This window comes from Massilia sp. BGA-UO-ETr-WB1 (assembly GCF_059567845.1).
Genome location: NZ_JCAQOT010000024.1, coordinates 374,606 through 401,587, shown reverse-complemented (window position 1 = coordinate 401,587; position 26,982 = coordinate 374,606). Strand labels below are relative to the sequence as shown.

Sequence of the window (26,982 nt, the reverse complement as noted above, 5' to 3'; positions counted from 1 at the left end):
ACACAGGTGAAACATGGGCAAGAAACTCAAGAATACCGGGCTGGTTGGCCTGGGTGTGGTCGCCGGCATCGCCGTCTCCCTGCAATTCTCCGCGATGGCCCAGCGCCCCGCCGACCCGGCCCTGCCGCTGGAAGAGCTGCGCCAGCTGGCCGACGTGTTCGGCCTCATCAAATCCGATTACGTGGAAGCGGTTGAGGACAAGAAGCTGCTGACGGAAGCCATTTCCGGCATGGTCGCTTCGCTCGATCCGCATTCGGCCTACCTCGATAAAAAAGCCTACGCCGAACTGCGCGAAGGCTCGCAGGGCAAGTTCGTCGGCCTGGGCATCGAGATCGGCCAGAGCGAGGACGGCTACATCAAGATCGTCGCGCCGATCGAAGATTCGCCGGCCTACCGCGCCGGCATCAAGGCGGGGGACCTGATCACCCGCCTCGACTCCACCCCGGTCAAGGGCCTGAGCCTGGACGACTCGGTGAAGAAGATGCGCGGCGAGCCGCACAGCAAGGTGTCGCTGACGGTACTGCGCAAGGACGAGCCGGAACCGCTGGTGTTCCACATCACGCGCGAAGAAATCGTGCAGAAAAGCGTGAAGGCGAAAATCGTCGAACCGGGCTACGCCTGGCTGCGCGTGGCGCAGTTCCAGGAACCCACGGTGGACGACCTGGCCGCCAAGATCACCGAACTGTACAAGCAGGATCCCAATATCAAGGGCCTGGTGCTGGACCTGCGCAACGATCCGGGCGGCGTGCTGCAAGGCGCCATCGGCGTGGCGGCGGCCTTCCTGCCGAAGGACGCGGCCATCGTCTCGACCAACGGCCAGTTGCCGGACTCGCGCCAGACCTTCTACGGCCGTCCCGAATACTACGCGCTGCGCAGCGAGGGCGACGTGCTGGCCAAGCTGCCGGCGGCGGTGAAGAAGGTGCCGATGGCGGTGCTGGTGAACACCGGTTCCGCGTCCGCTTCCGAAATCGTGGCCGGCGCGCTGCAGGACTACAAGCGCGCCACCATCATCGGCAGCCAGACCTTCGGCAAGGGCTCGGTGCAGACCATCCGCCAGCTGACCGCCGACACGGCCGTCAAGCTGACCACGGCGCGCTACTACACGCCGAACGGCCGCTCGATCCAGGCCAAGGGCATCACGCCGGAACTGCTGGTGGATGAAAACGCCGACGGCGACGGCCTGAACGCGCTGCGCATGCGCGAGGCGGACCTGGTCAAGCACCTGTCCAACGACCGCGAGCAGGAGGGCGCCAAGTCCAAGCGCGACGAGGCCGAAGAGCAGCTGCGCATCCTGGCGGCCGAGCGCAAGCGCAAGCCGCTGGAGTACGGCAGCGGCGACGACTTCCAGCTGCAGCAGGCGCTGAACCACCTGAAAGGCCTGCCGGTGCAGCTGGCCAAGCAGGAATCGAAACTGGTGCAGGCGGCCGATCCCGTCGCCAAGGATCCTATGCGAAAATAAAGTCCGTCAAAACGGCATTCCGGCAAGCTGCGGCGCCCTTTGTGGCGCCGTTCTTCATTTTTAGTACGAGCGTTCGTGTAGAATTTCTCCCATAAAAAGGCGACAGCCCTATCCACAAGAGAAAGATTGAAGAATATGAAACAAGTCGTCATCAGCGGCACCGGCCTATTCACGCCAGCGAACTCCATCAGCAACGAAGAGCTGGTGGCCTGCTTTAACACCTATGTGGAGCAGTTCAACGCCGAGAACGCGGCCGCCATCGAAGCGGGCACGGTGACGGCGCTGGAACCGTCCAGCGTGGGCTTCATCGAAAAGGCATCCGGCATCAAGTCGCGCTACGTGATGGAAAAGGAAGGCATCCTGGACCCCAAGCGCATGGTGTCGCGCATTGCCGAACGGGCGGACGACGAACTGTCGCTGCAGGCTGAAATCTGCGTGGCAGCCGCCCAGCAGGCGCTGGACCGCGCCGGCCGCAGCGCCGCCGACATCGACATGGTGCTGGTGGCCTGCTCGAACATGCAGCGCGCCTACCCGGCCATGGCGGTGGAAGTGCAGCAGGCGCTCAACATCGACGGCTACGGCTTCGACATGAACGTGGCCTGCTCGTCGGCCACCTTCGGCATCCAGCAGGCGGTGGCGGCGGTGCAAAGCGGCCAGGCGCGCGCGGTGCTGGTGCTGAACCCGGAGATCACCAGCGGCCACCTGAACTGGCGCGACCGCGACAGCCACTTCATCTTCGGCGACGCCTGCACCGCCATCGTGGTGGAAGCGAAGGACACGGCGGTGTCGAAGCACCAGTGGGAAATCCTGGACACCAAGCTGAAGACCAGCTTCTCCAACAACATCCGCAACAACTTCGGCTTCCTGAACCGCTTCGACGAGGCGGGCGCGGGCCAGCCGGACAAGCTGTTCAAGCAGCAGGGCCGCAAGGTGTTCAAGGACGTGTGCCCGATGGCGGCCGAGATGATCAAGGAGAGCATCGCGCGCGCCGGGCTGGAAGTGCCGCAGGTGAGCCGCTACTGGCTGCACCAGGCCAACCTGAACATGAACCTGCTGATCAGCCGCCTGATCCTGGGCCGCGACGCCGAGCCGGGCGAAGCGCCGGTGATCCTGGACACCTACGCCAACACCTCGTCGGCCGGCTCCATCATCGCCTTCCACAAGCATAACGACGACCTGCCGCAAGGCGCGCTGGGCGTGATCTGCTCCTTCGGCGCCGGCTACTCGATCGGCGCGGTGGTGGTGCGCAAGCTGTAATCCCCTGCCGGATACGGCTTTCTTCTTCGCCGATCCCACCGCGATCTTTACGCAATGGCTGTCAATTCTGCTTTTGACGGCCAGCCTCACCCTGTCGGGCGCGGCGGGTTATACTCGGGTGGTTAGCTTTACAACATACCACCTGAGAGGAACCCCGCACGCATGCCCCATGACATCCCGCTGATCACCACCATCGCCGCCGCGCTCGGATTCGGGCTGATATTCGGCTTTATCGCCACCCGTTTGAAATTGCCCGCGCTGGTGGGTTATCTGGCTGCCGGCATCCTGATCGGCCCCGCAACGCCGGGCTTTGCGGCCGATACCGTGCTGGCCGGGCAGCTGGCGGAGATCGGTGTGATGTTGATGATGTTCGGCGTCGGCCTGCATTTTTCGCTGGACGACCTGTGGGAAGTAAGGCGCATCGCATTGCCGGGCGCGGTGTTGCAGATCGCGGCGGCCACCGGCATGGGCATGGCGCTGGCGCACTGGTGGGGCTGGAGCATAGGCGGCGGGCTGGTATTCGGCCTGGCGCTGTCGGTGGCCAGCACGGTGGTGCTGCTGCGCGCGCTCGAGGAGCGCGGCATCCTCGATTCATTCAACGGCCGCATCGCGGTCGGCTGGCTGGTGGTGGAAGACCTGGTCACCGTGCTGGTGCTGGTGCTGCTGCCGCCGCTGGCGTCCTCGCTGGGCGGCGTAACGCCGCACGACGGCCACGGCGCGGCCGATGCCGCCGCTGCGGCCGCCGTTGCCGCACCGCCGCTGTGGCAGACGCTGGCCATCACCTTCGGCAAGGTGGGCGGCTTCATCGCCTTCATGATGCTGATCGGCCGCAAGCTGTTCCCCTGGCTGCTGTGGCAGGTGGCGCGCACCAATTCGCGCGAGCTGTTCACGCTGTGCGTGATCGCGGCCGCCGTCGGCATCGCCTACGGCGCCACCAAGCTGTTCGGCATCTCGTTCGCCCTGGGCGCCTTTTTCGCCGGCATGGTGCTGCGCGAGTCGGAACTGAGCCACCGCGCGGCCGAGGAGTCGCTGCCGCTGCGCGACGCGTTCGCGGTACTGTTCTTCGTCTCGGTGGGCATGCTGTTCGAACCGTCCATCGTCACCGGGCAGCCATTGAAGCTGCTGGCGGTGGTGGGCATCATCGTGTTCGGCAAGTCGATCGCGGCCTACCTGCTGGTGATCGTGCTGCGCTACCCGCTGCGCACCGCGCTGACGGTGTCGGCCAGCCTGGCGCAGATCGGCGAGTTCTCCTTCATCCTGGCGGCGCTGGGCATTTCACTGAAGCTGATGCCGCACGAGGGCCAGAGCCTGATCCTGGCGGGCGCCATCATTTCCATCGCGCTCAATCCGCTGGTGTTCGCCGCCGTGAAACCGCTGGAGCGCTGGTTCGGCCGCAACGGCGGCCTGGCCGCCAAGTTCGACCGCAGCGCCGATCCGCTGGCCGAGCTGCCGATGACGGTGCCGCAGGAGCATCTGCATGACCATGTGGTGCTGGTGGGCTACGGCCGCGTGGGCCGGCGCATCGCCGCCGCGCTGACCGCGCAGCGCATTCCCTTCGTGGTGGCGGAGCAGAACCGCGAGGTGGTGGACCAGTTGCGCAAGGACGGCATCCCCGCCGTGGCGGGCAACGCGGGCGAGCCGGCGGTGCTGATCCAGGCGCACATCGCGCGCGCCCGCATGCTGGTGATCGCCACGCCGGACACCTTCCACGTGCGCAGCATGGTGGAGACGGCGCGCGCGCTGAACCCCAATATCAAGACGGTGGTGCGCACCCACAGCGAAGAGGAAGCCGAGCTGCTGAGCAATGAGCGGCCCGGCAAGATCTTCATCGGCGAGCATGAACTGGCCAACGGCATGGCCGAATTCGTTCTGGACGATTTCAAGCAGCCGCGCGCGCGCAACGGCCACTGATCCTTTAGCGGTTACAGGCTGACGGCCAGTTCGGCGCCTTCCTTGATGGCGCGCTTGGCGTCCAGCTCGGAGGCCAGCGCGGCGCCGCCGATTTTGTGGAAGCGCGGGGGCCGGCCATCCGGGGTCCGGCCGTCCGGGGCGCCTGCCGCGCTGTCGGCCGGCGGCATCAGCTCGGCCAGGCTGTCCTGGCCGGCGCAGATGATGACGTTGTCCACCGCCAGCAGGCGCTCGCCGCCATTCACGGTGATGTGCAGGCCGTGGTCGTCGATCTTGTTGTACTGCACGCCCGCCAGCATCACCACGCCATTGCGCGCCAGCACCGCGCGGTGCACCCAGCCCGAGGTCTTGCCCAGGCCGGCGCCCAGCTTGGAAGTCTTGCGCTGCAGCAGATACAGCTGGCGCACAGGCTCCTCCGCGTGCGGCGCCACCAGGCCGCCGCCGCTGGTGGCTTTCAGGTCCACGCCCCATTCCCTGGTCCAGGTATCGACCGCCAGCGGCAGCGCGTGGCGCGGGTCGTGCAGCAGGTATTCGCCGACGTCGAAGCCGATGCCACCGGCGCCGATGATGGCCACCCGCTTGCCGACCGGCTTCTTGTGCGCCAGCACGTCCAGGTAGGACAGCACTTTCGGATGCTCGATGCCTTCGATCGGCGGCTTGCGCACCTTGATGCCGGTGGCGACGATCACGTCGTCGTAGCCGCCCGCCAGCAGTTGCTCGCGCGTGACGCGCTGGCCCAGCTGCAGGTTCACGCCGGTCAGTTCCAGCTTGCGCTTGAAGTAGCGGATGGTTTCGGCGAATTCCTCCTTGCCCGGGATCTGCATGGCGACCTTGAATTGGCCGCCCACGCTGTCGCTGGAATCGAACAAAGTCACTTCATGGCCGCACTCGGCGGCCACGGTGGCGGCCGACAGGCCGGCCGGGCCGGCACCCACCACCGCCACTTTGCGGCGCTTGGCGGCCGGCTTGTAGACCAGCTCCGTCTCGTGGCAGGCGCGCGGGTTGACCAGGCAGCTGGCGCGCTTGTTGGAGAAGGTGTGGTCCAGGCAGGCCTGGTTGCAGCCGATGCAGGTGTTGATCTCGTCCACCCGCCCTGCCGCCGCCTTGACCACGAACTCGGGGTCGGCCAGGAAGGGGCGCGCCATCGACACCATGTCGGCGTCGCCGCGCGCGATGATGGCTTCCGCTTCGCCCGGCATGTTGATGCGGTTCGACGCCACCACGGGAATGGTCACTTCGCGCCGCAGGCGTCCCGCCACGCTGGCGAAGGCCGCGCGCGGCACCGAGGTGACGATGGTGGGCACGCGCGCCTCGTGCCAGCCGATGCCGGTGTTGAGGATGGTGACGCCCGCGTGCTGCAGGGCCTTGGCCACGGCCAGCACGTCTTCCCAGGTGTTGCCGCCTTCGACCAGGTCGAGCAGCGAGTGGCGGTACATGATGATGAAGTCCGGCCCCACGGCGGCGCGGATGCGCTTGACGATTTCCACCGGCAGGCGCATGCGGTTCTCGATGCTGCCGCCCCAGCGGTCGGTGCGCAGGTTGGTGCGGGCGCACAGGAACTGGTTCAGCAGGTAGCCTTCGCTGCCCATCACTTCCACGCCGTCGTAGCCGGCCTTCTTGGCCAGCTTGGCGCAGCGCGCGTAGTCGCGGATGGTGGCCTGGATGCCCGCTTCGCTCAGCGCGCGCGGCTTGAACGGCGAGATCGGCGATTTGCGGTCGGAGGCGGAAACCACGAAGGGCTGGTAGCCGTAGCGGCCCGCGTGCAGGATCTGCATCAGGATCTTGCCGCCTTCTTCGTGCACGGCGCTGGTGACCTTGCGGTGGTTCGGCACGTCGCCCAGGAAATTGAGCGTGCCGCCGAAGGGCAGCAGCCAGCCGGAGCGGTTGGGCGAGATGCCGCCGGTGACGATCAGGCCCACGCCGCCCTTGGCGCGCTCCTTGTAGAACGCGGCCAGCTTGCCGTAATTGTAGAAGCGGTCTTCCAGGCCGGTGTGCATCGATCCCATGATGACGCGGTTGCGCAGCGTGGTGAAACCGAGGTCCAGCGGGGCGAGCAGGTGGGGGTAGCTTGGCGTTGTCATTTTGATTATTGGTTGCGTTGGCGGTGGTGACACCTCATTCCGCATTAGAGCCGTTTTCTCTAGACCAATGTTACTAAAATGCCCTTCATGGAGCGTAAGCACTTAATTTGTAAGCGTATTGTGCCGTACTTGTATTCTGACAGTTAATCCCTTACGCTGGACAGATGAAGCGATTGTTTGCCATTTTGTTATTCAGCATTTCTGCGCCGCTACTTGCGCAGGGGCCGAAAATTGAGCTGCCGAAACTGGAAGTTGCGGTGACGCGGGTGACGCAGGACGCGCTGCACCTGTACGAAGTGGACGCCAGCGGCACCGTGCAGGCGCCCCTGGCCACCGTGTGGAAGACGCTCACCACCTACGAGCGCATGAACGAATTCGTGCCGGACATGGCGTCCTGCCGGGTGCTGTCGCGCAACGGCAATGAGGTGATCATCGAACAATTCGGCACCGCGCGCTTCCTGTTCATGTCGAAATCCATCCACCTGGTGGTGCGCGCCACGGAAACGCCGATGCAAAGCATCGATATCGCCCTGATTTCGGGCGACATGAAGCACTACGAAGCGCGCTGGGAATTGTTCCCGCTGCCGGACGGCGGCACGAAGGTGGTCTACACCGGCCGCCTGGTGCCGAATTTCTACGTGCCCGGCCTGCTGGGCACCAATATCATCCGCGGCGACATCGAACGCATGATGGGCGCCGTGCTGGCGCGCATCGACCGGCCGGACGGCACGGCCGCCAGGAACTAGGGCGAAGTGCCGCGCGGCGGCTTACTGCGCCGCGTATTCCGGGCCGCGCAGCTCGGCGAACTGCTCGATGCTGCCGATCTTGATCATCACCGAATTGAGACTGAGGTTGGCCTGCATGGCGCGCCAGGCGAACTGCCATTCGCGTTCCTGCTTCTCGGCGGCGGTCTTGGTGAAGGCCGCGCCCAGTGCGGCGCGGTGGCCGTATTCCACGGCGCCGTCGATGCCGGCCCAGCTGGGCAGCGCGCGCTGCACCGCGCGGTGGATGCGCTCGCCGAATTCTTCGGTGTTGTGGATCACCAGGCAGGCGTCGGCCGTGAACAGGTCGAACAGCTTGCGGTCCCACGCCTTGGAAAAGCTCAGCGTCAGGCAGTTCGAGGCCGGATGCAGGATGAACTGCCCCTGCGTCAGGGCCAGTTCAAGGTCGCTGCGCTCGCCGTAGCGGTACAGGGTCGGGGGGCGTTGGTAGTCGTGCATGAGGCTCTATTTCTTTAAGGGGGGGCGCACGTGGCGGTGCGCGCGCATGGCGGCGGAAGCGATGAAGATCTCCCGCAGCAGGTAAACAAAACTGGCGATCAGGGCCAGCATCGCCACCACGAACAGGCCGGCGATGTACTTGTCCAGCGTGACATTGGTGGTGTCGCCCACGAACAGCATGGCAATCACCAGGCAAATCAGCAGGCCGCAGCCGGTCGAGGAGCCGATCGATACGTTGATCAGGTGCGAACGCCGGTACAGCACGTCCAGCTCATTGAGATAGTTGTCGTTGTAGCCGACATCGAGCCGGTCTTCCAGCACGCGCGAGCGGTCTATGATGCGCGCCAGGCGGTTGGTCAGCACCATCAGGTTGGTGCAGACGCCCGTGAGCAGGAATACCGGCGCAATTGCCAGTTGGATGATGTGTCCTATATCGCCGACTTGAATATTCATTGCTTGTGTACTTTGTGCTTACGCTTGCAAGGGTCCAATACGATAGTGTAACAGGCCGCCCGGCCTTACTCGAAGCGCCGCAGGCGCTTGAACTGCTCGGTGGCCGCCACCAGCGCCGCGGAAATGCCGCGCTCCATGGCGCCGTGGCCGGCGTCCGGGATCATCTTCATCACGGAGCCGGGCCAGGCTTTGTGCAGCTTCCAGGCCGATACCGGCGGGCAGATCACGTCGTAGCGGCCCTGCACGATGACCGCCGGCAGGTGGGCGATCTTGTCCACGTTGCGCAGCAGCTGCTCGTCCTCGAAGAAGCCGAGGTTGGCCATGTAGTGCGATTCGAGGCGGCCCACGCCCAGGTCCATCGCGTCCGACGGCGCTTCCTCGGGCTGCGGCAGCAGGAACACGCGGCGGCCCTCGAAGCGGCTCCAGGCGCGCGCCGCCGGCCAGTACACGGCCGGGTCGTCGCTCATGATGCGCTTGACGTAGGCCTGCAGCAGGTTGCCGCGCTCCTCGGCGGGGATCGGCGCCACGAATTCGTCGTACACGTCCGGGTGGAACCAGCGCGAGCCTTCCAGGAAGAAGTCGATCTCGGGCTGGGTGCACAGGAAGATCCCGCGCAGCACGAAGCCCAGGCAGCGTTCGGGATGCGCCTGGCCGTAAGCCAGCGCCAGCGTGGAGCCCCAGGAGCCGCCGAACACCAGCCATTGCCCGATGCCGAACATGGCGCGCAGGCGCTCGATGTCTTCGATCAGCAGCTGGGTGGTGTTGTTGCGGCACTCGCCCAGCGGGGTGGACTTGCCGGCGCCGCGCTGGTCGAACAAGATCACGCGGTATTGCTGCGGGTCGAAAAAGCGGCGGTGCGCGGGCGACAGGCCGGCGCCGGGGCCGCCGTGCAGGAACAGCACCGGCGTGCCGTTCGGATTGCCCACCTCCTCCCAGTAAATGGTGTGCAGCGCGTCGACTTCCAGCATGCCATGGCGCAGCGGCGCGATGGCGGGGAACAGGGACTGGTTCGAATCAGGCATGTGGTGTCTTTCAAAAGAAGGTGTTGACGGCGTAGCGCACAGTATAAGCATCGTCGGCCACCAGCAGCAGCGGCCATTTGTCGAAGGTGGTGCAGGGGTGCGAGATGCCGCAGCCGACCAGGTCGCCCACTTTCAGCTGCTGGCACAGCGCGTCGCCCTCCGGCAGGCGCAGGTAGGCGTGCTGGTCGTTCATTTTCTCGATGCGGCAGCCGGGCGGCAGGTCGGTCGGCTCGTCGGCCGCATCCGGCCCGGGGCGGTGCGTGTAGAGCGGAATCGGCAGCTCCTGGTCATAGGACGCGTCGCGCTTGCCCATGCTGAGGATGGCCAGCGTGGGCTCGGGCCGCGAGGTGACCATGCTCCACACTTCCAGCGCCGGACGCAGGCCGTCGGCGGCGTGTTCGCGCGTGCGGATGTCGTGCGTCAGGTCCTGGTAGGAGCCGTGGTCGTTGGTCAGGTAGCAGCCGCTGCGCAGCACCGGCAGCACCGGGCGCGACAGGCCCACCAGCCCGGCGAAGCCGTGCGCCACCAGGTCGAAATAGGCCGAGCCGCCGGCCGACAGCAAAATCTGCTCGCCGCCGAACAGCTTCTTGCCGTCCGCCTGGCGCACCAGCGCGGCCAGCTGCGCCACGAAGGCGCGCACCGCCTCCACGCTGGCGGCGCGGTCGTGGCCCTGCAGCAGGCCTTCGTAGCCTTCGATGCCGGCCAGCTGCAGGCCGGGCGCCCGGGCAACTTTCTGCGCCACCGACATCGCCTCGGCGGGCGTGCGGCAGCCGGCGCGCTTGCCGGGCAGGCCCAGCTCCACCAGCAGCGGCAAGGGCCGCGCCAGTTGCGCCTCCGCCGCGGCGCGCGACAGGCGCTGCACGCCTTCCTCGGAATCGACCAGCGCGTAAAACTCGAAGGCGGCATCGTCCTTCAGCAGCGCCAGCATGGCGCGGATATCGGCCGGGGCCACCAGCTGGTTGGCCAGCAGCACCCGGCGCACGCCGAAGCGGTAGGCCACCTGCACCTGGGCGGCGGTGGCCAGGGTCATGCCCCAGGCGCCGTTGGCCAGCTGGGCGCCGAACAGCTGCGGGCTCATGGTGGTTTTACCGTGCGGCGCCAGCACCGCGCCGTAGCGGGCGCAAAAGCGCTTCATCCAGTCCAGGTTGTGCAGCAGCGCCGATTCCTTCAGCACCGCCACCGGATAGCTGGTGTCGCCGCGCAGCACGTTCCAGCGCTGCACGGGTATGGCGCCCTGGCGCATCGGTTCAGTCAGCGGCAGGCCTTTTACCCCGGGCTGCAGCATCTGTTCGGCCAGGCTGTCGAGCGCCAGGCCGCCTTCGGGCAAATGTCGGTCCATGATGGTTCTCCTCTGCCGCATTGTCCTACGCCGCAGGGCAAAAAAAAAGCACCGCGTGCGCGGTGCTTTCATGGATGCTATCACCCGGTCTTAGGACATGTGCTGGCCGCCGTTGATGGCGATGTTGGCGCCGGTGACGAAAGCCGCTTCTTCGGAGGCCAGGTAGGCCACCAGGCCGGCCACTTCTTCCGGCTTGCCCAGGCGGGCCATCGGAATTTGCGGCAGGATTTTCGAATCGAGCACTTCCTGCGGGATTTCCGTCACCATCTTGGTGCCGATGTAGCCCGGCGAGATGGTGTTGACGGTCACGCCCTTGCGCGCCACTTCCAGCGCCAGCGCCTTGGTGAAGCCGTGTACGCCGGCCTTGGCGGCCGAGTAGTTGGTCTGGCCGAAAGCGCCCTTCTGGCCGTTGACGGACGAGATGTTGATGATGCGGCCCCAGCCACGGTCCACCATGCCATCCGCTACCGGCTTGGTCATGTTGAACACGGAGTCCAGGTTGGTGCTCATCACCGCATCCCAGTTCAGCTTGTCCATCTTCTTGAAGGTCATGTCGCGCGTGATGCCGGCATTGTTGACCAGCACGTCGATCGGGCCGATGTCCTTCGTGATGGCCGCCACGCAGGCTTGCGCCGAGTCGTAATCCGCCACGTCGCACGGATAAGCCTTGAAATCAAAGCCCATGTCGCGCGTCGTGGCCAGCCATTCGTCAACTTTCTTGTTGCTCGGGGAATATGTGGTCACGACCTTATAGCCCAGTGCGGCCAGCTTGATGCACACCGCTTCGCCCAGACCACCCATACCACCTGTTACCAATGCAATTCTTGCCATTTGTCATCCCCTCTTATTGTTTCGAACACTAAAAGAACTGAACTGCTTGTTGCTGCTGCTGGTACTGCTTATTGTTATGCGCGCTCGACTGCCAGCGCCACGCCCATGCCGCCGCCGATGCACAGCGATGCCAGGCCCTTCTTGGCGTCGCGGCGCACCATCTCGTGCAGCAGGGTCACCAGGATGCGCGCGCCGGATGCGCCGATCGGGTGGCCGATGGCGATCGCGCCGCCGTTCACGTTGATCTTGCTGGTGTCCCAGCCCATTTCCTTGTTCACGGCCAGCGCCTGGGCGGCGAAGGCTTCGTTGATTTCCATCAGGTCCAGGTCGTCCGGGGTCCAGCCGGCTTTTTTCAGGCACAGCTTGGCGGCCGAGACCGGGCCCATGCCCATGTAGGCCGGGTCGATGCCGGACGAGGCGTAGGCTTTCACCTTGGCCAGCGGGGTCAGGCCCAACTCGCGCGCCTGGGTGGCGGTCATCATGATGACGGCGGCGGCGCCGTCGTTCAGGCCGGAGGCGTTGCCGGCAGTGACGCTGCCTTCCTTGTTGAAGGCGGGACGCAGGCCGGCCAGCGCTTCCAGCGTGGAGCCCGGCTTGATGTATTCGTCGGCGTCGAACAGCACGGTGCCCTTCTTCTGCGCGATCTCCAGCGGAATGATCTCGTCCTTGAACTTGCCTTCCTTCTGCGCCGCTTCGGCCTTCAGCTGCGACTGCAGGGCGAACTCGTCCTGCGCTGCGCGCGAGATGTCGTATTTCTTCGCCACGTTCTCGGCGGTCACGCCCATGTGGTACTGGTTGTACACGTCCCACAGGCCGTCGACGATCATGGTGTCGGTCATCTTCACGTCGCCCATGCGGAAACCGTCGCGCGAGCCGTTCAGCACGTGCGGCGAGGCGCTCATGTTTTCCTGGCCGCCGGCGATGATGATGCTGGCGTCGCCGCACTTGATGGCCTGGGTGGCCAGGTGGGTGGCTTTCAGGCCCGAACCGCACACCTTGTTGATGGTGTAGGCCGGGATGCTGGTCGGCAGGCCGGCCTTGATGACGGCCTGGCGCGCCGGGTTCTGGCCGACGCCGGCGGTCAGCACCTGGCCGAGAATGGCTTCGCTGATCAGGTTGGCGTCCAGGCCGGTCTTGGCCAGCAGGCCCTTGATGACATGGGCGCCCAGTTCGGCTGCCGGGATCTTGGCCAGGCTGCCGCCGAATTTGCCAACTGCGGTGCGGCCGGCCGCTACGATAACTACATCATCCATTTGATTCTCCAGAGTTTCCAACCGAGTGGTCAGGTGATTAAGATTAGCGGTGCATTCATTTTAACGATTTGTTGGGCGCGCGGTTGAATAACCCTTGCATTTGCTCGGTTGCTTCAACAAACAGCACACCCGTGCCATTTAATGCGTTGCACACCAGACGGGAAAAGACTGTGGAGTTGGCGAGCGCAGCATTGACAAAGTCCTGCTGCAAAGCGGCCAGATCGGAGAGACTGCGGAGATGGGCCTCTATCAGGGATAGCGCCTGCGGATACGGTTCGTGGCTAAACATGAATTCCTTATATAGACGCGGTCCTGCGGTGAAAAAAACCCATCTTAGCGGCTCCGAACCGCACCGGTTTTGATATTAATCAAGCTACGACAGCAATTTGATCCCATCCAGCGTGGCTGCACATTGTTCCCGTATCACATTAACGAAGTCGACGACATACGCTTTATCACGTAATGGTTCCGGTACGGAAACAAATAAGTCGCTCCATAAACCTTGCTCGCCCACCGGGCGCGCGCTGACATAATCGTAATCGATATAGTTTTTTATTGCCCAATTCGGCAAAGCCGCCAATCCACGGCGGCTTGCGACTAGCTGCAAAATAGCCACCGTCAATTCCGCGGTGCGGCGGTCGAAGGAAATCCCGGCCGGACCCAGCACTTCGCGGATCAGGTCGATGCGCGATTCGGGCACCGGGTAGGTGATCAGCGTTTCGCCCTCGAAATCGGCCGCGTGCAAGCGGCGCTGCGCCAGCAGCCGGTGCTTCTGCGCCATCACCACCAGGATTTCGAAGCGGAACAGCGGGAAGGTGGCGAACTCGGCGCTGTAATCGGAACCGATGATCAGGTCGGCGCTGCCGACGCGCAGCAGATCGGCCGGTTCGCTGTGGAAGCCCGACACCAGGTCGATTTCCACGTCCGGCCAGCGCTTGCGGAACTCGTCCATCACCGGCATCAGCCAGTCGAAGCAGGTGTGGCATTCCAGCGCCACGCGCAGCTGGCCCTGGTCGCCTTGCGACAGGCGCGCCACGTCGCGCTCGGCCTGTTCGATTTCCGGCAGCAGCGTGTCGGCCAGGCGCAGCAGGCGCGCGCCGGTGGCGGTAAAGCCGATCGGCACCGATTTCCGCTCGAACAGCGGGCTGCCGTAGCGATCTTCCAGCAATTTGATCTGGTGCGACAGGGCGGACTGGGTCAGGTTCAGCAGTTGCGCGGCGCGTACCAGGCTGCCTGCGGAACGCAGGGCGCTGAGGGTGCGAAGGTGGCGGATTTCCAGCATGGCAGTCCTTGTCTTGATTGCTTCATTAATTTATTTCACGTTGAAACGCAAAATCTTTCGTTTTGATTATAAACGCGTTTGCCGCACACTTTACCTCACCAATATTTAATGCGGATGACAACTTTCATGAAACCAATTCAGACACATATTCCCGGCTTTCCACGCATCGGCGCGGCACGCGAACTGAAGTTCGCGCTGGAGAAGCACTGGCGCGGCGAAACCGGCGAAGCCGGGCTGGAAGCGACCGGCGCGGCACTACGCGCGCGGCACTGGGCGCAGCAGCGCGACGCCGGGCTGGACCTGGTGTCGGTGGGCGATTTCGCCTTTTACGACCAGGTGGCCAACCATATCCAGCTGCTGGGCTGCGAGCCGGCGCGCTTCGGCTTCACTGCGGAGCAGAGCCAGCTGGCCCGCTATTTCGCGATGGCGCGCGGCGTGTCGCACGGGCATCACGAGCATGCGGGCTGCAGCCACCCTCATCAGGACGCGCATGCGCTGGAAATGACCAAGTGGTTCGACACCAATTATCACTACCTGGTTCCTGAGTTCTCGCCGGAAACCGAGTTTTCGCTGGCATGCGAGCGCCTGTTTGCTGAAGTGGCGGAAGCGCAGGCGCTGGGCCACGCGGTGAAAGCGGTGCTGATCGGCCCGCTGACCTTCCTGTGGCTGGGCAAGGAGCGCGCGGCCGGCTTCGACCGCTTGAGCCTGCTGGACAAACTGCTGCCGGTGTACGGCGCGGTGCTGGACCGCCTCAAGCGGCAGGGCGTGAGCTGGGTGCAAATCGACGAGCCCATCCTGGGCCTGGACCTGCCGCCGGCGTGGCGCAACGCGTTCGAAAACAGCTACTGGCAACTGGCGCAGGTGGGCGTGCCGCTGCTGCTGGCCACCTACTTCTCGCCGCTGGAGGAGAACGTGAGCCTGGCGTGCCGCCTGCCGGTGGCGGGCCTGCACGTGGACGGCGTGCGCGCCGCGCATGAGCTGACCAGCGTGGCGGACTGGCTGCCGGTGCACAAGGTGCTGTCGGTGGGCATCGTGGACGGGCGCAACATCTGGCGCACCGACCTCGACCTGGCGCTGGCGCAACTGGCGCCCATCGCCGCCAAGCGCGGCGGCAAGCTGTGGCTGTCCAGTTCGTGCTCGCTGCTGCACACGCCGTTCAGCCTGGAGCACGAAACCGCGCTCGACCCGGAAATCAAGAGCTGGCTGGCGTTCGCCGGCGAGAAGCTGGGCGAGCTGGAGCTGCTGAAGGCGGCGCTGCTGCGCACCGCAGCGGACAATCTGGACAATGCGGACGATGCGCACCTCGCCGCCCTCGGCAGCGCGGCCGACAGCGCCGCCTTCGACGCCGCATGGGCCGCGGCGCGCGCCGCGTGCGCCAGCCGCCGCGCCAGCCCGCGCGTGCACAACCCTGCGGTGGCGGCGCGCATCGCCGCGCTGCCGCAGGACGCCGACCGCCGCGCCTCGCCCTTCCCCGCCCGCCAGGCGGAGCAGCGCGCGCGCTTCCAGCTGCCGTCCTTCCCCACCACCACCATCGGCTCCTTCCCGCAAACGGCGGCGATCCGTTCGGCGCGCGCCGGCTTCAAGCGCGGCGAGATCGGCGCGGCGGCCTACCGGCACAGCATGCGCGAGGAAATCGCCTACGCCATTGCGCGCCAGGAGGAGCTGGGCCTGGACGTGCTGGTGCACGGCGAGGCGGAGCGCAACGACATGGTGGAATACTTCGGCGAGCAGCTGGACGGCTTCGCCTTCACGCAACTGGGCTGGGTGCAGTCCTACGGTTCGCGCTGCGTCAAGCCGCCGGTGATCTACGGCGACGTGGCCCGCCCGCAGGCCATGACCGTGGACTGGACCGTGCACGCGCAATCGCTGACCAGCAAACCGGTGAAAGGCATGCTCACCGGTCCGGTCACCATCCTGCAATGGTCCTTCGTGCGCGACGACCAGCCGCGCGCGCAGACCACGCTGCAGATCGCGCTGGCCATCCGCGACGAGGTGGCGGACCTGGAGCAGGCCGGCATCGGCATCATCCAGATCGACGAGCCGGCCGTGCGCGAGGGCTTGCCGCTGCGCCGCAGCCGCTGGGGCGAATACCTGGACTGGGCCACGCGCGCCTTCCGCGTGTCGGCCGGCGTGGCGAAGGATGCCACGCAGATCCACACCCATATGTGCTACGCCGAGTTCAACGACATCCTGCCGCAGATCGCCGCCATGGACGCGGACGTGATCACGATAGAAACCAGCCGCTCGGCCATGGAACTGCTGACCGGCTTCGGCGCGTTCCGCTATCCGAACGAGATCGGCCCGGGCGTGTACGACATCCACTCGCCGCGCGTGCCGGACACGGCCGAGATGGTGCGCCTGCTGAGGAAGGCCAGCGCCGTGATCCCGGCGGCGCAGCTGTGGGTGAATCCGGACTGCGGCCTGAAAACGCGCGGCTGGCCTGAAACCGAGAGCGCGCTGCGCAATATGGTGGCGGCGGCGCGCGAGCTGCGCGCGGCGTAGCCCCGGGGCAACCCGGCCGGCGGCTGCGCCCGCATGCCGCCTGCTTCTCCAGCCGTTTGGTGTCCGGTCCGCGCACACCAAACGGCACTCCCATTTCTGCCATAACCACAGTAAAATGCTTGAGCCTTTGGCAAATCCTGGCCGATGGGCCGCCAAGCCGACTCCTTTACTGATCGTTTTATGTCCAAAAGCTCGTTCCAAAAGCCCATCGAAATCAAGATTTCCACTGTAGTCGCCGTTTCCGCCATCCTGTATACGTCGGACGGCATCGCACTCGACGCCGCGCTCAACGAAATGACCGGCGGCACGCCCGATTTCTTCGAGGGCGACCTGGCCGTGATCGACGTCGGCTCGCTGGCGCCCGGCTGCGAACGCATCGACTGGGCAAGCACGATTGCCCTCCTGAAAAAATACCGCTTGAACCCGGTGGCCGTGCGCAACGCCGCGCCGGACATGGCGGACGAGATCGTGGCCCACGGCCTGTCGCTCGACAGCGGCAAGCGCGAGGAAGCCCCGGCGCCGGCCAAGCCGCCCAAGCCGGCCAAGGTGGAAGCGCCGGTGCCGACCCCGACTGCGGCATCCGGCACCGCCGCGCCGACCATCGCACCCGGCAACGCCCCGGCCGGCACCATGATCGTCGACACCCCGGTGCGCGCCGGCCAGCGCATCTACGCGCGCGGCGGCGACCTGATCGTGACGGCCGTGGTCAACAACGGCGCCGAGATCATCGCCGACGGCAGCATACATGTTTACAACACCCTCAACGGCCGCGCGCTGGCGGGGGCGTCCGGCAATGCCGAGGCGCGCATCTTCGCTATGTCGATGTCGCCGGAGTTGGTGTCGATTGCCGGCGTTTACAGCACTTTTGAAGACGGTTTCCCCGCCGAGCACGCACGCAAACCGACACAAATCAGCCTGGTTGGCGACCGAATCGATATACTATCTGTCAATTCACCTACTCGCGCTTAAAGCTTTAGCTTTGTAAAGGACTCTTTCGTGGCAAGAATTATCGTTGTAACGTCCGGTAAGGGCGGTGTCGGCAAGACCACTTCCAGCGCCAGCTTCTCTTCCGGCCTGGCCCTGCGCGGACACAAAACCGTGGTGATCGACTTCGACGTCGGCCTGCGTAATCTGGACCTGATCATGGGCTGCGAACGCCGCGTGGTGTACGACCTGATCAACGTCATCAATAAAGAAGCGTCGCTGACCCAGGCGCTGATCAAGGACAAGCACTGCGACAACCTGTTCATCCTGCCCGCTTCGCAGACGCGCGACAAAGACGCGCTGTCGGAAGAAGGCGTGGAGGCGGTGCTGCACGAGCTGATCAACATGGGCTTCGAATACATCATCTGCGATTCGCCGGCCGGCATCGAGCACGGCGCGCTGATGGCGCTGACCTTCGCCGACGAGGCGCTGGTGGTGACCAATCCGGAAGTGTCGTCGGTACGCGACTCGGACCGCATCCTGGGCATCATCCAGGCCAAGTCGCGCCGCGCCCAGTCGGGCGGCGAGCCGGTCAAGGAACACCTGCTGATCACCCGCTACTCGCCGAAACGCGTGGAAGCGGACGAGATGCTGTCTTACCAGGACGTGCAGGAAATCCTGCGCATTCCGCTGATCGGCATCATTCCGGAATCGGAATCGGTGCTGCACGCGTCGAACCAGGGCAATCCGGCCATCCACTTCAAGGGCACCGACGTGGCCGACGCCTATGAAGATGTGGTGTCGCGCTTCCTGGGCCAGGACCTGCCGCTGCGCTTTACGACCTACGAAAAGCCTGGCCTGCTGCAGCGTATTTTCGGAGGGAAGTGATATGGCCCTGCTGTCATTCCTGTTCCCGTCCAAGCCCAAGACGGCCACCGCCGCCAAGGAACGCTTGCAAATCATCATCGCGCGCGAACGCAATGGCCGCGCCGGTCCGGATTTCCTGCCCGCCCTGCACAAGGAACTGATCGAAGTGATCTCCAAGTACACCAAGGTGAACGCGGACGACATCAAGATTTCGCTGGACCGCCAGGGCAACCTGGAGGTGCTGGATGTGAACGTGGTGCTGCCGGACGCGTAAGCCCGGCGCTTCTGCACGTTTATTTAGAGAGGCGCGGCCTTCTGCTGCGCCAGCATCACTTCCTGCGCCACCTTGGCGCAGGCTTCCACGTGCTGGTAGCCGATCTGGCGGAAGGCGAAAAAGCCGATCGCCGCCGCCGTGGCCTGGCCGGCCAGCGGTACAAAGCGGGTCGCCTGCCTGGCGATCAGGCCGGCGCCGGCCCGCTGCAGCAGCCGCAGCACCACTTCCTTGGTCACGTATTTGCCCACCATGGTGCCGCCCACGTTGACGGCGGCCTGGTAGGCCAGCAGCCGGAAACGCGGCTGCAGCCGCCCCACCTGTTCCGGCGTGAGGCCGAACTCACGGTTCACGTCCTCGATCAGTTCGGAGAACAGGCGCAAGTCGGACACCACGTCCAGGCCCGGAATCGGCACCGCCGAGATCCCGGCCGACACCGCCGCGCGGCGCTGCACCAGGCGCCGGCAGCGCGCGCGCACCTCTTCCAGCTCCCTGTCGGAGGCTGGAATCAATGTCCATTTGGCATCTTTCTTTGTAAACATAGTGACTTTTCGTGTTACGCAATTGTACCAAAGGACATTGAAAAGCCACTTTTTACCGTGTACCGTGTAATCATAAGACGAGTTTGCATAAGAACATCTGTGATTCTTTCGGGGAAATTTCCCGAAAATCTCAATTTCTGAAGTAATTAACACTCTGTCGCTCAAGCATGACTATAATTTAACTTTAACGGCAGCTGCACTGCCGGCTTCGACCCGCCCTATCATCATGAGAATCGTAGTTCTAGACAACGACCGCAGCCAAGCCGACGTCATCTGCCAGGTGTTGACCTCGGCCGGTCATATCTGCCACGGCTTCCAGACCGGCAAGGACCTGCTCGGCCACTTGCGCAAGGACAGCTATGACATGCTGATCCTGGACTGGCAGGTGGCGGACATGGGCGGCGCCGAAGTGGTGCGCCGCGCCCGCGAAAAAATGCCCGAACAGGCGCCGGTGCTGTTCCTCACCACCGCCTCCGGCGAGGACGACATCGTGGCCGGCCTGGCCGCCGGCAGCGACGACTACATGATCAAGCCGCTGCGCCGCAGCGAACTGGTGGCGCGCGTGCAGGCGCTGCTGCGCCGCGCCTATCCGACCCAGAACGGCGCCGAGCAGCTGCAGTTCGGCCAGTACGTGTTCGAAACCCGCCCGGGCCGCCTGCTGATGGACGGCGCCGTGCTGGACGTGACGCACAAGGAGTTCTACCTGGCGCTGCTGTTTTTCCGCAACATCGGCCGGCCGCTGTCGCGCGCCTACATCCACGAGGCGGTGTGGATACGGGAAACCGCCGTACCCTCGCGCACCATGGACACCCACGTCTCGCGGGTGCGCAACAAGCTGCAGCTGAAGCCGGAAAACGGTTTCCGCCTGGTGCCGGTGTACAGCTACGGTTACCGCCTGGAAAAGCTCGGCGCCTGATTCCGGCAACAGCCATATAGAGGCTATACGGCCCCGGCTGCCGGTGAGGCGGGACACATCACGGTATAATGACCGGTAACGCCCCTATCCCGTCCGCACACTGTCTAAAATGCAACTGCTTGCCGTCGGCCTCAACCACACCACCGCTCCAGTGTCGCTCCGCGAACAGCTGGCGTTCGCCCCTGAGCAATTGGGCCAGGCGGTGACGGCTGCGCGCGCGTGGTTCGAGCGCATCGACCCGGTGGGCAGCGACGAGGCGGCCATCCTGTCGACCTGCAACCGCACCGAGCTGTACGCGGCCAGCCACGTCGCCAATCCGCTCGACGCGGGCGGCCACTTCCTGGCCGACTTCCACAAGCTCAACTACGGCGAACTGCGCCCGCACCTGTACATGCTGCCCCAGCACGACGCGGTGCGCCACACCTTCCGCGTCGCCTCCGGGCTCGATTCGATGGTGCTGGGCGAAACCCAGATCCTGGGCCAGATCAAGGACGCCATCCGCACTGCCGAGGAAGCGGGCGGCCTGGGCACTTATCTGCACCAGCTGTTCCAGCGCAGTTTCTCGGTGGCCAAGGAAGTGCGCAGCACCACCGAAATCGGCGCGCACAGCGTATCCATGGCGGCCGCCGCCGTGCGCCTGTCGCAGCGCATCTTCGACAAGATTTCCGAGCAGAACGTGCTGTTCATCGGCGCCGGCGAAATGATCGAGCTGTGCGCCACGCACTTCGCGGCGCAGAACCCGAAAAGCATCACCATCGCCAACCGCACCATGGAGCGCGGCGAGCTGCTGGCGCACCGCTTCGGCGCCAAGGCCATGCGCCTGGCCGATTTGCAGGACCGCCTGCAGCATTACGACATCGTCATTTCCTGCACCGCCTCGTCGCTGCCGCTGATCGGCCTGGGCATGGTGGAGCGCGCCATCAAGGCGCGCCGCCACAAGCCCATGTTCATGGTGGACCTGGCCGTGCCGCGCGACATCGAACCCGAAGTGGGCCGCCTGAGCGACGTGTTCCTGTACACCGTGGACGACCTCGGCAAAGTGGTGCAGACCGGCATGGAAAACCGCCAGGCGGCGGTGGCCCAGGCCGAAGCCATCATTGAAACCCGGGTGCAGTCCTTCATGCACTGGGTGGACGACCGCGCCGTGGTGCCCGTGATCCAGACCCTGCAGGAAAACGGCGAAGCCATGCGCCAGCTGGAGCTGGAACGCGCGCGCAAGATGCTGGCCAAGGGCGAAGACATCGACGCGGTGCTGGAAGCCCTGTCCAAGGGGCTGACGGCCAAGTTCATGCACGGTCCGCAGCAGGCGCTGCACCGGGCCCAGGGCGAAGAGCGCGCCCAGCTGGCCACCCTGCTGCCCCAGATGTTCCGCGGCCGCCGTTAGCGCAGCCCGCACCCGGCGTCCGCGCCACCTTCCGTTTAGCCGGCGCCTGGCGCCACTCAGCCACTTCCCCACCCGTACTAAAGAGCACCCATGAAACCATCGATGCTGGCCAAGCTGGACCAATTGGCAAACCGACTCGCCGAACTGGACGAACTGCTGATGTCCGAAGGCGCCACCTCCAATATGGACAGCTACCGCAAAATGACGCGCGAGCACGCCGAGCTGGGCCCGCTGGTGGCGCTGTACAAGGATTACCAGGGCGCGCTGGGCGATATCGCCGAGGCGCAGGCCATGCTGGCCGATCCGGAAATGAAGGAGTTCGCGCAGGAGGAAATCGAAGCGGGCAAGGAGCGCCTGGCCGGGCTGGAACTGGAGCTGCAGAAAATGCTGCTGCCCAAGGACGCCAACGACGAGCGCAACATCTTCCTCGAAATCCGCGCCGGCACCGGCGGCGACGAGTCGGCCCTGTTCGCCGGCGACCTGCTGCGCATGTACACCCGCTTCGCCGAGCGCAACCGCTGGCAGGTGGAGATGGTGTCCGAATCGGCGTCCGACCTGGGCGGCTACCGCGAGGTGATCGTGCGCCTGGTGGGCAACGGCGTGTACTCGAAGCTGAAATTCGAATCCGGCGGCCACCGCGTGCAGCGCGTGCCGGCCACCGAGACCCAGGGCCGCATCCACACCTCGGCCTGCACCGTGGCGGTGATGCCGGAGGCGGACGAGGTGGAGGACGTGCACATCAACCCGGCCGACCTGCGCATCGACACCTTCCGTGCCTCGGGCGCGGGCGGCCAGCACATCAACAAGACCGACTCGGCCGTGCGCCTGACCCACTTGCCCACCGGTATCGTGGTGGAGTGCCAGGACGACCGCTCGCAGCACAAGAACAAGGCGCAGGCGCTGAAGGTGCTGGCGGCGCGCATCAAGGACGTGCAGCTGCGCGAGCAGCAGTCCAAGGAAGCGGCCACCCGCAAGAGCCTGATCGGCTCGGGCGACCGCAGCGAGCGCATCCGCACTTACAACTACCCGCAGGGGCGCATGACGGACCACCGCATCAACCTCACCTTGTATAAGCTGGACTTCATCATGGACGGCGACCTCACCGAGCTGACCAACGCGCTGGCCGCCGAACACCAGGCCGAGCTGCTGGCCGCGCTGGGGGATTAATACAGACTTAAGGCGCGGTCATGCCGGTTTGTGCGAGAATTGGCCCGCCTATAATCTTTCCATTTTCATGATGAATCCACGTTCCCTGCTCCTGTCCATCGCCCTCGCCTGTTTCGGCCTGATCGGCGTCGCCCTGTATCTGCAGCACGTGGTGGACCTGCTGCCCTGCCCGCTGTGCGTGATCCAGCGCTACCTGTTCCTGCTGATCGGCTTCGCCTGCCTGGCCGGCTACTTCATGAAGAACACCGCCATCGGCACCGGCATCGGCCTGCTGGGCGCGCTGGGCGGCCTGGGCGTGGCCGGCAAGCACCTGTATGTGCTGGCGCACCCCGGCTTGTCCTGCGGTATCGATCCGATGGAAACCATGCTCAACAAGATCCCCACCGCCACTTACCTGCCCTTCCTGTTCGAAGCGGACGGCCTGTGCGAGAACGCCACCGACGGCATCCTGGGCATGTCGATCCCGCAGTGGGCCTTCGTGTGGTTCGGCCTGTTTGCCGTGGCGCTGGGCTGGTCCCTGCTGCGCCGCGGGGCGCGATGATCGCAGCCGGCACCACCGTCGCCGCACTGCAGGCGCAAAGCCACTACCCGCAGCGCCTGGACCCGCTGGATAACCGCATCCTGATCTGCCACGCGCTGGGCCTGACGCGCGTGGGCCTGATCACCCAATCCGAACGCGCCGTCACCGACGACGAGGCGGCGCGCCTGGGCGCCCTGCTGCAGCGCCGCCTGGACGGCGAACCCATCGCCTACATCGTCGGCCGGCGCGAGTTCTTCGGGCTGCCGTTCAACGTCAGCCCGGCCGTGCTGATCCCGCGCCCGGACACGGAATTGCTGGTGGAACTGGCCATCGAACGCCTGCCGCCGGCCGGCCGCGCGCTGGACATGGGCACCGGCAGCGGCGCCATCGCCGTGGCGCTGGCCCACAGCCGGCGCGACGCCGCCGTCACCGCGCTCGACGTCAGCCCGGCCGCGCTGGAAGTTGCGCGCAGCAACGCCGCCCTGAACCAGGCCGCCGTGCGCTTCCTGGAAAGCGACTGGTACGGCGCCGCCGCCGGCGAACGCTTCGACCTGATCGTCTCCAATCCCCCCTATATCGCCAGCGGCGACCGCCACCTGTCCGAAGGCGATCTGCGCTTCGAGCCGAGCGGCGCGCTGACCGACCACGCGGACGGCCTGAGCGCGCTGCGCACCATCATCGCGGGCGCGCCGCAGCACCTCGAGCCCGGCTGCTGGCTGCTGATGGAACACGGCTACGACCAGGCCGGGCCCGTGCGCGCGCTGCTGGCGGCGCAGGGGTACACTGAGGTGCAAAGCTGGCGCGACCTGGCCGGCATCGAACGGGTCAGCGGCGGTGTTACCGGCGGTAACCGCCCCTGAAACCGCGCCGCCGCGCGCTTCCGGGCGGCCTCCGCGCAGTTTGTTAAAATAGCAATCCGAGCTTTTTGGGCCGTCTCCGACGCGCTTGTCCGATTTCGGTTAATCTCGCACCAATATTAAATTGCTGCACCAGAAAGGAAGCTCAAATTGTCCAACCTATTGACGCGCCGCCTGGCCATACTGGCCGATGAAAAACACCGCGCGGTGCTGGGCGGCGGCTTGCGCGGCATAGAGCGGGAAACCCTGCGCGTGGACCCCACCGGCCACCTGGCGGCAACCCCGCACCCGGCTGAACTGGGCTCGGCGCTCACGCATCCTGAAATCACCACCGATTACGCTGAAACCTTGCTGGAGTTCATCACCCCGGCCGAGCACGACATCGCCCTCACGCTGGACAAGCTGGACGCCATCCACCGCTTCAGCTACAGCAAGCTGGGCAGCGAAATGCTGTGGAGCCAGTCCATGCCGTGCCAGCTGCCGGCCGAGGAAGACATCGAGATCGCCTGGTACGGCAAGTCCAACATGGGCATGCTCAAGCATGTCTACCGGCGCGGCTTGGCGCTGCGCTACGGCAAGGCCATGCAATGCATCGCCGGCATCCACTACAACTACTCGCTGGACGAGCAGCTGTGGCGCCTGCTGGATGAAACCGAGAACACCGAGCGCAAGCAGTCGGCCAAGGCTTACCAGTCGGAAAGCTACTTCGCCACCATCCGCAACTTCCGCCGCTACAGCTGGCTGCTGATGTACTTGTTCGGCGCCTCGCCGGCACTGTCGTCGAGCTTCCTGCGCGGCCGTCCGCACAAGCTGGAACAGCTGTCGGACGACACGCTGTACCTGCCCTACGCCACCAGCCTGCGCATGAGCGACCTGGGCTACCAGAACGACGCCCAGTCCGGCCTGAGCCCGCACGAGAACTGCCTGGACAGCTACGTGGCCACGCTCACCAAGGCGGTGAACCAGCCCTACGCGCCGTACGCCGAAATCGGCACCAAGAAGGACGGCGAATGGGTGCAGCTGTCCACCAACGTGATCCAGATCGAGAACGAGTACTACTCGACGATACGCCCCAAGCGCGTGATCCGCAGCGGCGAACGCCCGATCCAGGCACTGTGCTCGCGCGGCGTGCAGTACATCGAAGTGCGCTGCATGGACGTGGACCCGTTCGAGCCGATCGGCATCAGCCTGGAAACCGGCCGCTTCCTGGATGCGTTCCTGCTGTTCTGCGCGCTGGAGGAAAGCCCGGCGATCTCCGAAGAACAGGGCCGCATCTACACCGAGAACTTTGCGCGCACCGTGAAGGAAGGCCGCCGTCCGGGCCTGACCCTGCAGAACAACGGCGCCGAAGTGGCGCTGCCGGCGTGGGGCCGCGAACTGCTGGAGCGCATCCGCCCGGTGGCCGAGCTGCTGGACCGCCAGCGCGGCGACACGGCGCACGCGGACTCGCTGGCCGTGCAGGCGGCCAAGCTGGACGACCCGGACCGCACGCCGTCGGCCCATGTGCTGCGCGAACTGCGCGCCAACGGCGGCTCCTTCGCCGCCTTCGGCCTGAAGCAGAGCGAGCGCCACGCCGCTTACTTCCGCAGCCATCCGCCCACGGCGCAGGAAACCGCCTACTTCGAAGCGCAGGCCGCCGCCTCGCTGGCCGAGCAGGCCGAGATGGAAGCTGCCAACACCGGCAGCTTCGACGATTTCGTGGCGGCCTACCGCAACAGCAATCTGTGCAAGAACGTCGGTTGAGCGCAGGCCAGCACCGTGCTCACCTTCTACAACGAACTGCACGGCCAGCACCACGGCCGCTTTGAAATCTTCCGTGGCGAGATGGTGCCCTGCTTCGAGAAACCGGAGCGGGCCGATTCCGTGCTGGCCGAACTGGGACGGCGCGGCCTGGGCCAGATCGTCACGCCGCACGGCGTGCCCTTGATGACGCTGGAACGCGTGCACACGCCGCGCTATCTGCACTTCCTGCGCGGCGCATGGAACGAATGGCTGGCGCTCGATCCGGCCAATGCCGGCAAGGACGCCTTCCCCGCCGTGTGGCCGGTGCGCTCGCTGCGTTCGGACGTGGAACCGGACAATTTCTGCGCCAAGCTGGGCCTGTATTCGATGGACAGCGGCACGCCCATCACCGCCGGCACCTGGACCGCCGCCAAGACCGGCGCCGACTGCGCGGTGAACGCGGCGCACGCGCTGCGCCTCGGCGAGCGCAGCACCTTCGCCTTGACGCGCCCGCCGGGCCACCACGCCGGGGCCGACTTCTACGGCGGCTACTGCTTCCTGAACAACGCCGCGCTGGCGGCCCAGCACCTGCTGGACGACGGCGCGCGCAAGGTCGCCATCCTCGACATCGACTACCACCACGGCAACGGCACGCAGAGCATTTTCTACGAGCGCAACGACGTGCTGTTCGTCTCCATCCACGCCGACCCGCGCCAGGAGTATCCGTTCTACCTGGGGCACGCCGACGAAACCGGCGCCGGCGCGGGACTGGGCTTCAACGTCAACCTGCCGCTGGCGCACGGCAGCAGCCCGCAGGCGTGGTTCGCCGCGCTGGAGACGGCCTGTTTGCGCTTGCAGATGTACGCGCCGGAAGCGCTGGTGGTGTCGCTGGGCGTGGACACCTTCGCCGGCGATCCGCTGTCGCATTTCGCACTGCAAAGCGCGGACTACCTGCGCATCGGCGAACGCCTGGCCTGGCTGGGCCTGCCCACCGCTTTCGTGTTCGAAGGCGGCTACGCGGTGAAGGAGCTGGGCGTAAACGTCGTCAATGTGCTGGAAGGCTACGAGACGGCCTTGTAGTCCTTCGCCAGCGGCGCCGCGTCGCCGATAATTACCGAGCTGCCGACCGCGCGGTCCAAGATATGGTCGTGGTGATGGCCACTACCGAATGTTTACCGTGCGGGGCAAAGTCGTGCCTATAATTT

Annotated in this window: 25 protein-coding genes; 15 read left to right on the top strand and 10 right to left on the bottom strand. The window is 65.4% G+C overall.

Annotation, left to right across the window (positions count from 1 at the left end):
* The first annotated feature begins 13 nt into the window (after positions 1–13).
* The 3 genes from AC56DV_RS15005 to AC56DV_RS14995 all read left to right on the top strand — a co-directional run bounded on the left by AC56DV_RS15005 (position 14) and on the right by AC56DV_RS14995 (position 4,627).
* On the top strand, positions 14–1,459 hold the full coding sequence (locus AC56DV_RS15005; RefSeq protein ID WP_496315074.1) for a S41 family peptidase: 1,446 nt from the start codon (positions 14–16) through the stop codon (positions 1,457–1,459).
* A 135-nt stretch (positions 1,460–1,594) separates the two neighbouring features.
* Positions 1,595–2,716: a beta-ketoacyl-ACP synthase III gene (locus AC56DV_RS15000; protein ID WP_496315073.1), complete on the top strand. Its 1,122-nt coding sequence runs from the start codon at positions 1,595–1,597 to the stop codon at positions 2,714–2,716.
* 162 nt (positions 2,717–2,878) lie between these two features.
* Positions 2,879–4,627 (top strand): cation:proton antiporter domain-containing protein, encoded by a 1,749-nt coding sequence (locus tag AC56DV_RS14995; RefSeq protein ID WP_496315072.1) that lies wholly within the window; start codon positions 2,879–2,881, stop codon positions 4,625–4,627.
* A gap of 11 nt (positions 4,628–4,638) precedes the next feature.
* Here AC56DV_RS14995 and AC56DV_RS14990 read toward each other — a convergent pair whose 3' ends face one another.
* Entirely contained in the window at positions 4,639–6,705 is a 2,067-nt protein-coding gene (locus tag AC56DV_RS14990; RefSeq protein WP_496315071.1) for a 2,4-dienoyl-CoA reductase FMN-binding domain-containing protein, read from the bottom strand.
* 257 nt (positions 6,706–6,962) lie between these two features.
* On the opposite strand from AC56DV_RS14990, the gene AC56DV_RS14985 reads away from it, so the two are divergent.
* Positions 6,963–7,451 carry an SRPBCC family protein gene (locus AC56DV_RS14985; RefSeq protein WP_496315070.1) on the top strand — a complete coding sequence of 163 codons (489 nt, stop codon included), beginning with the start codon at positions 6,963–6,965 and terminating at the stop codon, positions 7,449–7,451.
* A gap of 21 nt (positions 7,452–7,472) precedes the next feature.
* Here AC56DV_RS14985 and AC56DV_RS14980 read toward each other — a convergent pair whose 3' ends face one another.
* The 8 genes from AC56DV_RS14980 to AC56DV_RS14945 form a co-directional block, all read right to left on the bottom strand.
* Positions 7,473–7,925: a hypothetical protein gene (locus tag AC56DV_RS14980; protein ID WP_057158556.1), complete on the bottom strand. Its 453-nt coding sequence runs from the start codon at positions 7,923–7,925 to the stop codon at positions 7,473–7,475.
* A 6-nt stretch (positions 7,926–7,931) separates the two neighbouring features.
* Positions 7,932–8,378, bottom strand: a complete 447-nt coding sequence (locus AC56DV_RS14975) for a DUF2721 domain-containing protein (protein WP_496315069.1) — start codon at positions 8,376–8,378, stop codon at positions 7,932–7,934.
* A gap of 65 nt (positions 8,379–8,443) precedes the next feature.
* Positions 8,444–9,400 carry a prolyl aminopeptidase gene (gene pip / locus AC56DV_RS14970; RefSeq protein ID WP_496315068.1) on the bottom strand — a complete coding sequence of 319 codons (957 nt, stop codon included), beginning with the start codon at positions 9,398–9,400 and terminating at the stop codon, positions 8,444–8,446.
* 10 nt (positions 9,401–9,410) lie between these two features.
* Positions 9,411–10,739 carry an amino acid deaminase gene (locus tag AC56DV_RS14965; protein WP_496315067.1) on the bottom strand — a complete coding sequence of 443 codons (1,329 nt, stop codon included), beginning with the start codon at positions 10,737–10,739 and terminating at the stop codon, positions 9,411–9,413.
* A gap of 90 nt (positions 10,740–10,829) precedes the next feature.
* Entirely contained in the window at positions 10,830–11,570 is a 741-nt protein-coding gene (phbB, locus tag AC56DV_RS14960; RefSeq protein WP_496315066.1) for an acetoacetyl-CoA reductase, read from the bottom strand.
* A 74-nt stretch (positions 11,571–11,644) separates the two neighbouring features.
* Positions 11,645–12,823, bottom strand: coding sequence for an acetyl-CoA C-acetyltransferase (locus AC56DV_RS14955; RefSeq protein WP_496315065.1), 1,179 nt, complete (start codon positions 12,821–12,823; stop codon positions 11,645–11,647).
* 55 nt (positions 12,824–12,878) lie between these two features.
* On the bottom strand, positions 12,879–13,112 hold the full coding sequence (locus AC56DV_RS14950; RefSeq protein WP_496315064.1) for a hypothetical protein: 234 nt from the start codon (positions 13,110–13,112) through the stop codon (positions 12,879–12,881).
* Between the two features lie 84 nt (positions 13,113–13,196).
* Positions 13,197–14,105, bottom strand: a complete 909-nt coding sequence (locus AC56DV_RS14945; RefSeq protein ID WP_496315063.1) for a LysR family transcriptional regulator — start codon at positions 14,103–14,105, stop codon at positions 13,197–13,199.
* Between the two features lie 126 nt (positions 14,106–14,231).
* Between AC56DV_RS14945 and metE the strand changes: the two genes are divergently transcribed.
* From metE to minE, 4 genes are all read left to right on the top strand, one after another.
* Positions 14,232–16,607, top strand: coding sequence for a 5-methyltetrahydropteroyltriglutamate--homocysteine S-methyltransferase (gene metE, locus AC56DV_RS14940; protein WP_496315062.1), 2,376 nt, complete (start codon positions 14,232–14,234; stop codon positions 16,605–16,607).
* Between the two features lie 180 nt (positions 16,608–16,787).
* Positions 16,788–17,576, top strand: a complete 789-nt coding sequence (minC, locus tag AC56DV_RS14935; protein WP_496315061.1) for a septum site-determining protein MinC — start codon at positions 16,788–16,790, stop codon at positions 17,574–17,576.
* A 27-nt stretch (positions 17,577–17,603) separates the two neighbouring features.
* Positions 17,604–18,419 carry a septum site-determining protein MinD gene (gene minD, locus AC56DV_RS14930; RefSeq protein WP_056400829.1) on the top strand — a complete coding sequence of 272 codons (816 nt, stop codon included), beginning with the start codon at positions 17,604–17,606 and terminating at the stop codon, positions 18,417–18,419.
* Position 18,420: 1 nt separating this feature from the next.
* Positions 18,421–18,672 carry a cell division topological specificity factor MinE gene (minE, locus tag AC56DV_RS14925; protein WP_056400827.1) on the top strand — a complete coding sequence of 84 codons (252 nt, stop codon included), beginning with the start codon at positions 18,421–18,423 and terminating at the stop codon, positions 18,670–18,672.
* Positions 18,673–18,695: 23 nt separating this feature from the next.
* Here the strand turns inward: minE and AC56DV_RS14920 are convergent, their stop codons facing one another.
* Positions 18,696–19,211, bottom strand: a complete 516-nt coding sequence (locus tag AC56DV_RS14920) for a hypothetical protein (RefSeq protein ID WP_496315060.1) — start codon at positions 19,209–19,211, stop codon at positions 18,696–18,698.
* Positions 19,212–19,437: 226 nt separating this feature from the next.
* Between AC56DV_RS14920 and AC56DV_RS14915 the strand changes: the two genes are divergently transcribed.
* From AC56DV_RS14915 to AC56DV_RS14885, 7 genes are all read left to right on the top strand, one after another.
* Positions 19,438–20,127, top strand: coding sequence for a response regulator transcription factor (locus tag AC56DV_RS14915; RefSeq protein WP_057158566.1), 690 nt, complete (start codon positions 19,438–19,440; stop codon positions 20,125–20,127).
* A gap of 109 nt (positions 20,128–20,236) precedes the next feature.
* The gene (gene hemA / locus AC56DV_RS14910) at positions 20,237–21,511 is read left to right on the top strand and encodes a glutamyl-tRNA reductase (RefSeq protein ID WP_496315059.1); all 1,275 of its coding nucleotides are present in this window, start codon (positions 20,237–20,239) and stop codon (positions 21,509–21,511) included.
* Between the two features lie 90 nt (positions 21,512–21,601).
* Positions 21,602–22,678: a peptide chain release factor 1 gene (gene prfA / locus AC56DV_RS14905; protein WP_496315058.1), complete on the top strand. Its 1,077-nt coding sequence runs from the start codon at positions 21,602–21,604 to the stop codon at positions 22,676–22,678.
* 67 nt (positions 22,679–22,745) lie between these two features.
* Entirely contained in the window at positions 22,746–23,219 is a 474-nt protein-coding gene (locus AC56DV_RS14900; RefSeq protein ID WP_496315057.1) for a disulfide bond formation protein B, read from the top strand.
* Complete coding sequence (gene prmC, locus AC56DV_RS14895; RefSeq protein WP_496315056.1) at positions 23,216–24,058, top strand: peptide chain release factor N(5)-glutamine methyltransferase; 843 nt, start codon at positions 23,216–23,218, stop codon at positions 24,056–24,058. The genes AC56DV_RS14900 and prmC overlap by 4 nt, the downstream gene beginning before the upstream one ends.
* 147 nt (positions 24,059–24,205) lie before the next feature.
* Positions 24,206–25,798 carry a glutamate--cysteine ligase gene (gshA, locus tag AC56DV_RS14890; RefSeq protein ID WP_496315055.1) on the top strand — a complete coding sequence of 531 codons (1,593 nt, stop codon included), beginning with the start codon at positions 24,206–24,208 and terminating at the stop codon, positions 25,796–25,798.
* A gap of 15 nt (positions 25,799–25,813) precedes the next feature.
* The gene (locus tag AC56DV_RS14885; RefSeq protein WP_496315054.1) at positions 25,814–26,857 is read left to right on the top strand and encodes a histone deacetylase family protein; all 1,044 of its coding nucleotides are present in this window, start codon (positions 25,814–25,816) and stop codon (positions 26,855–26,857) included.
* Positions 26,858–26,982 lie beyond the last annotated feature (125 nt).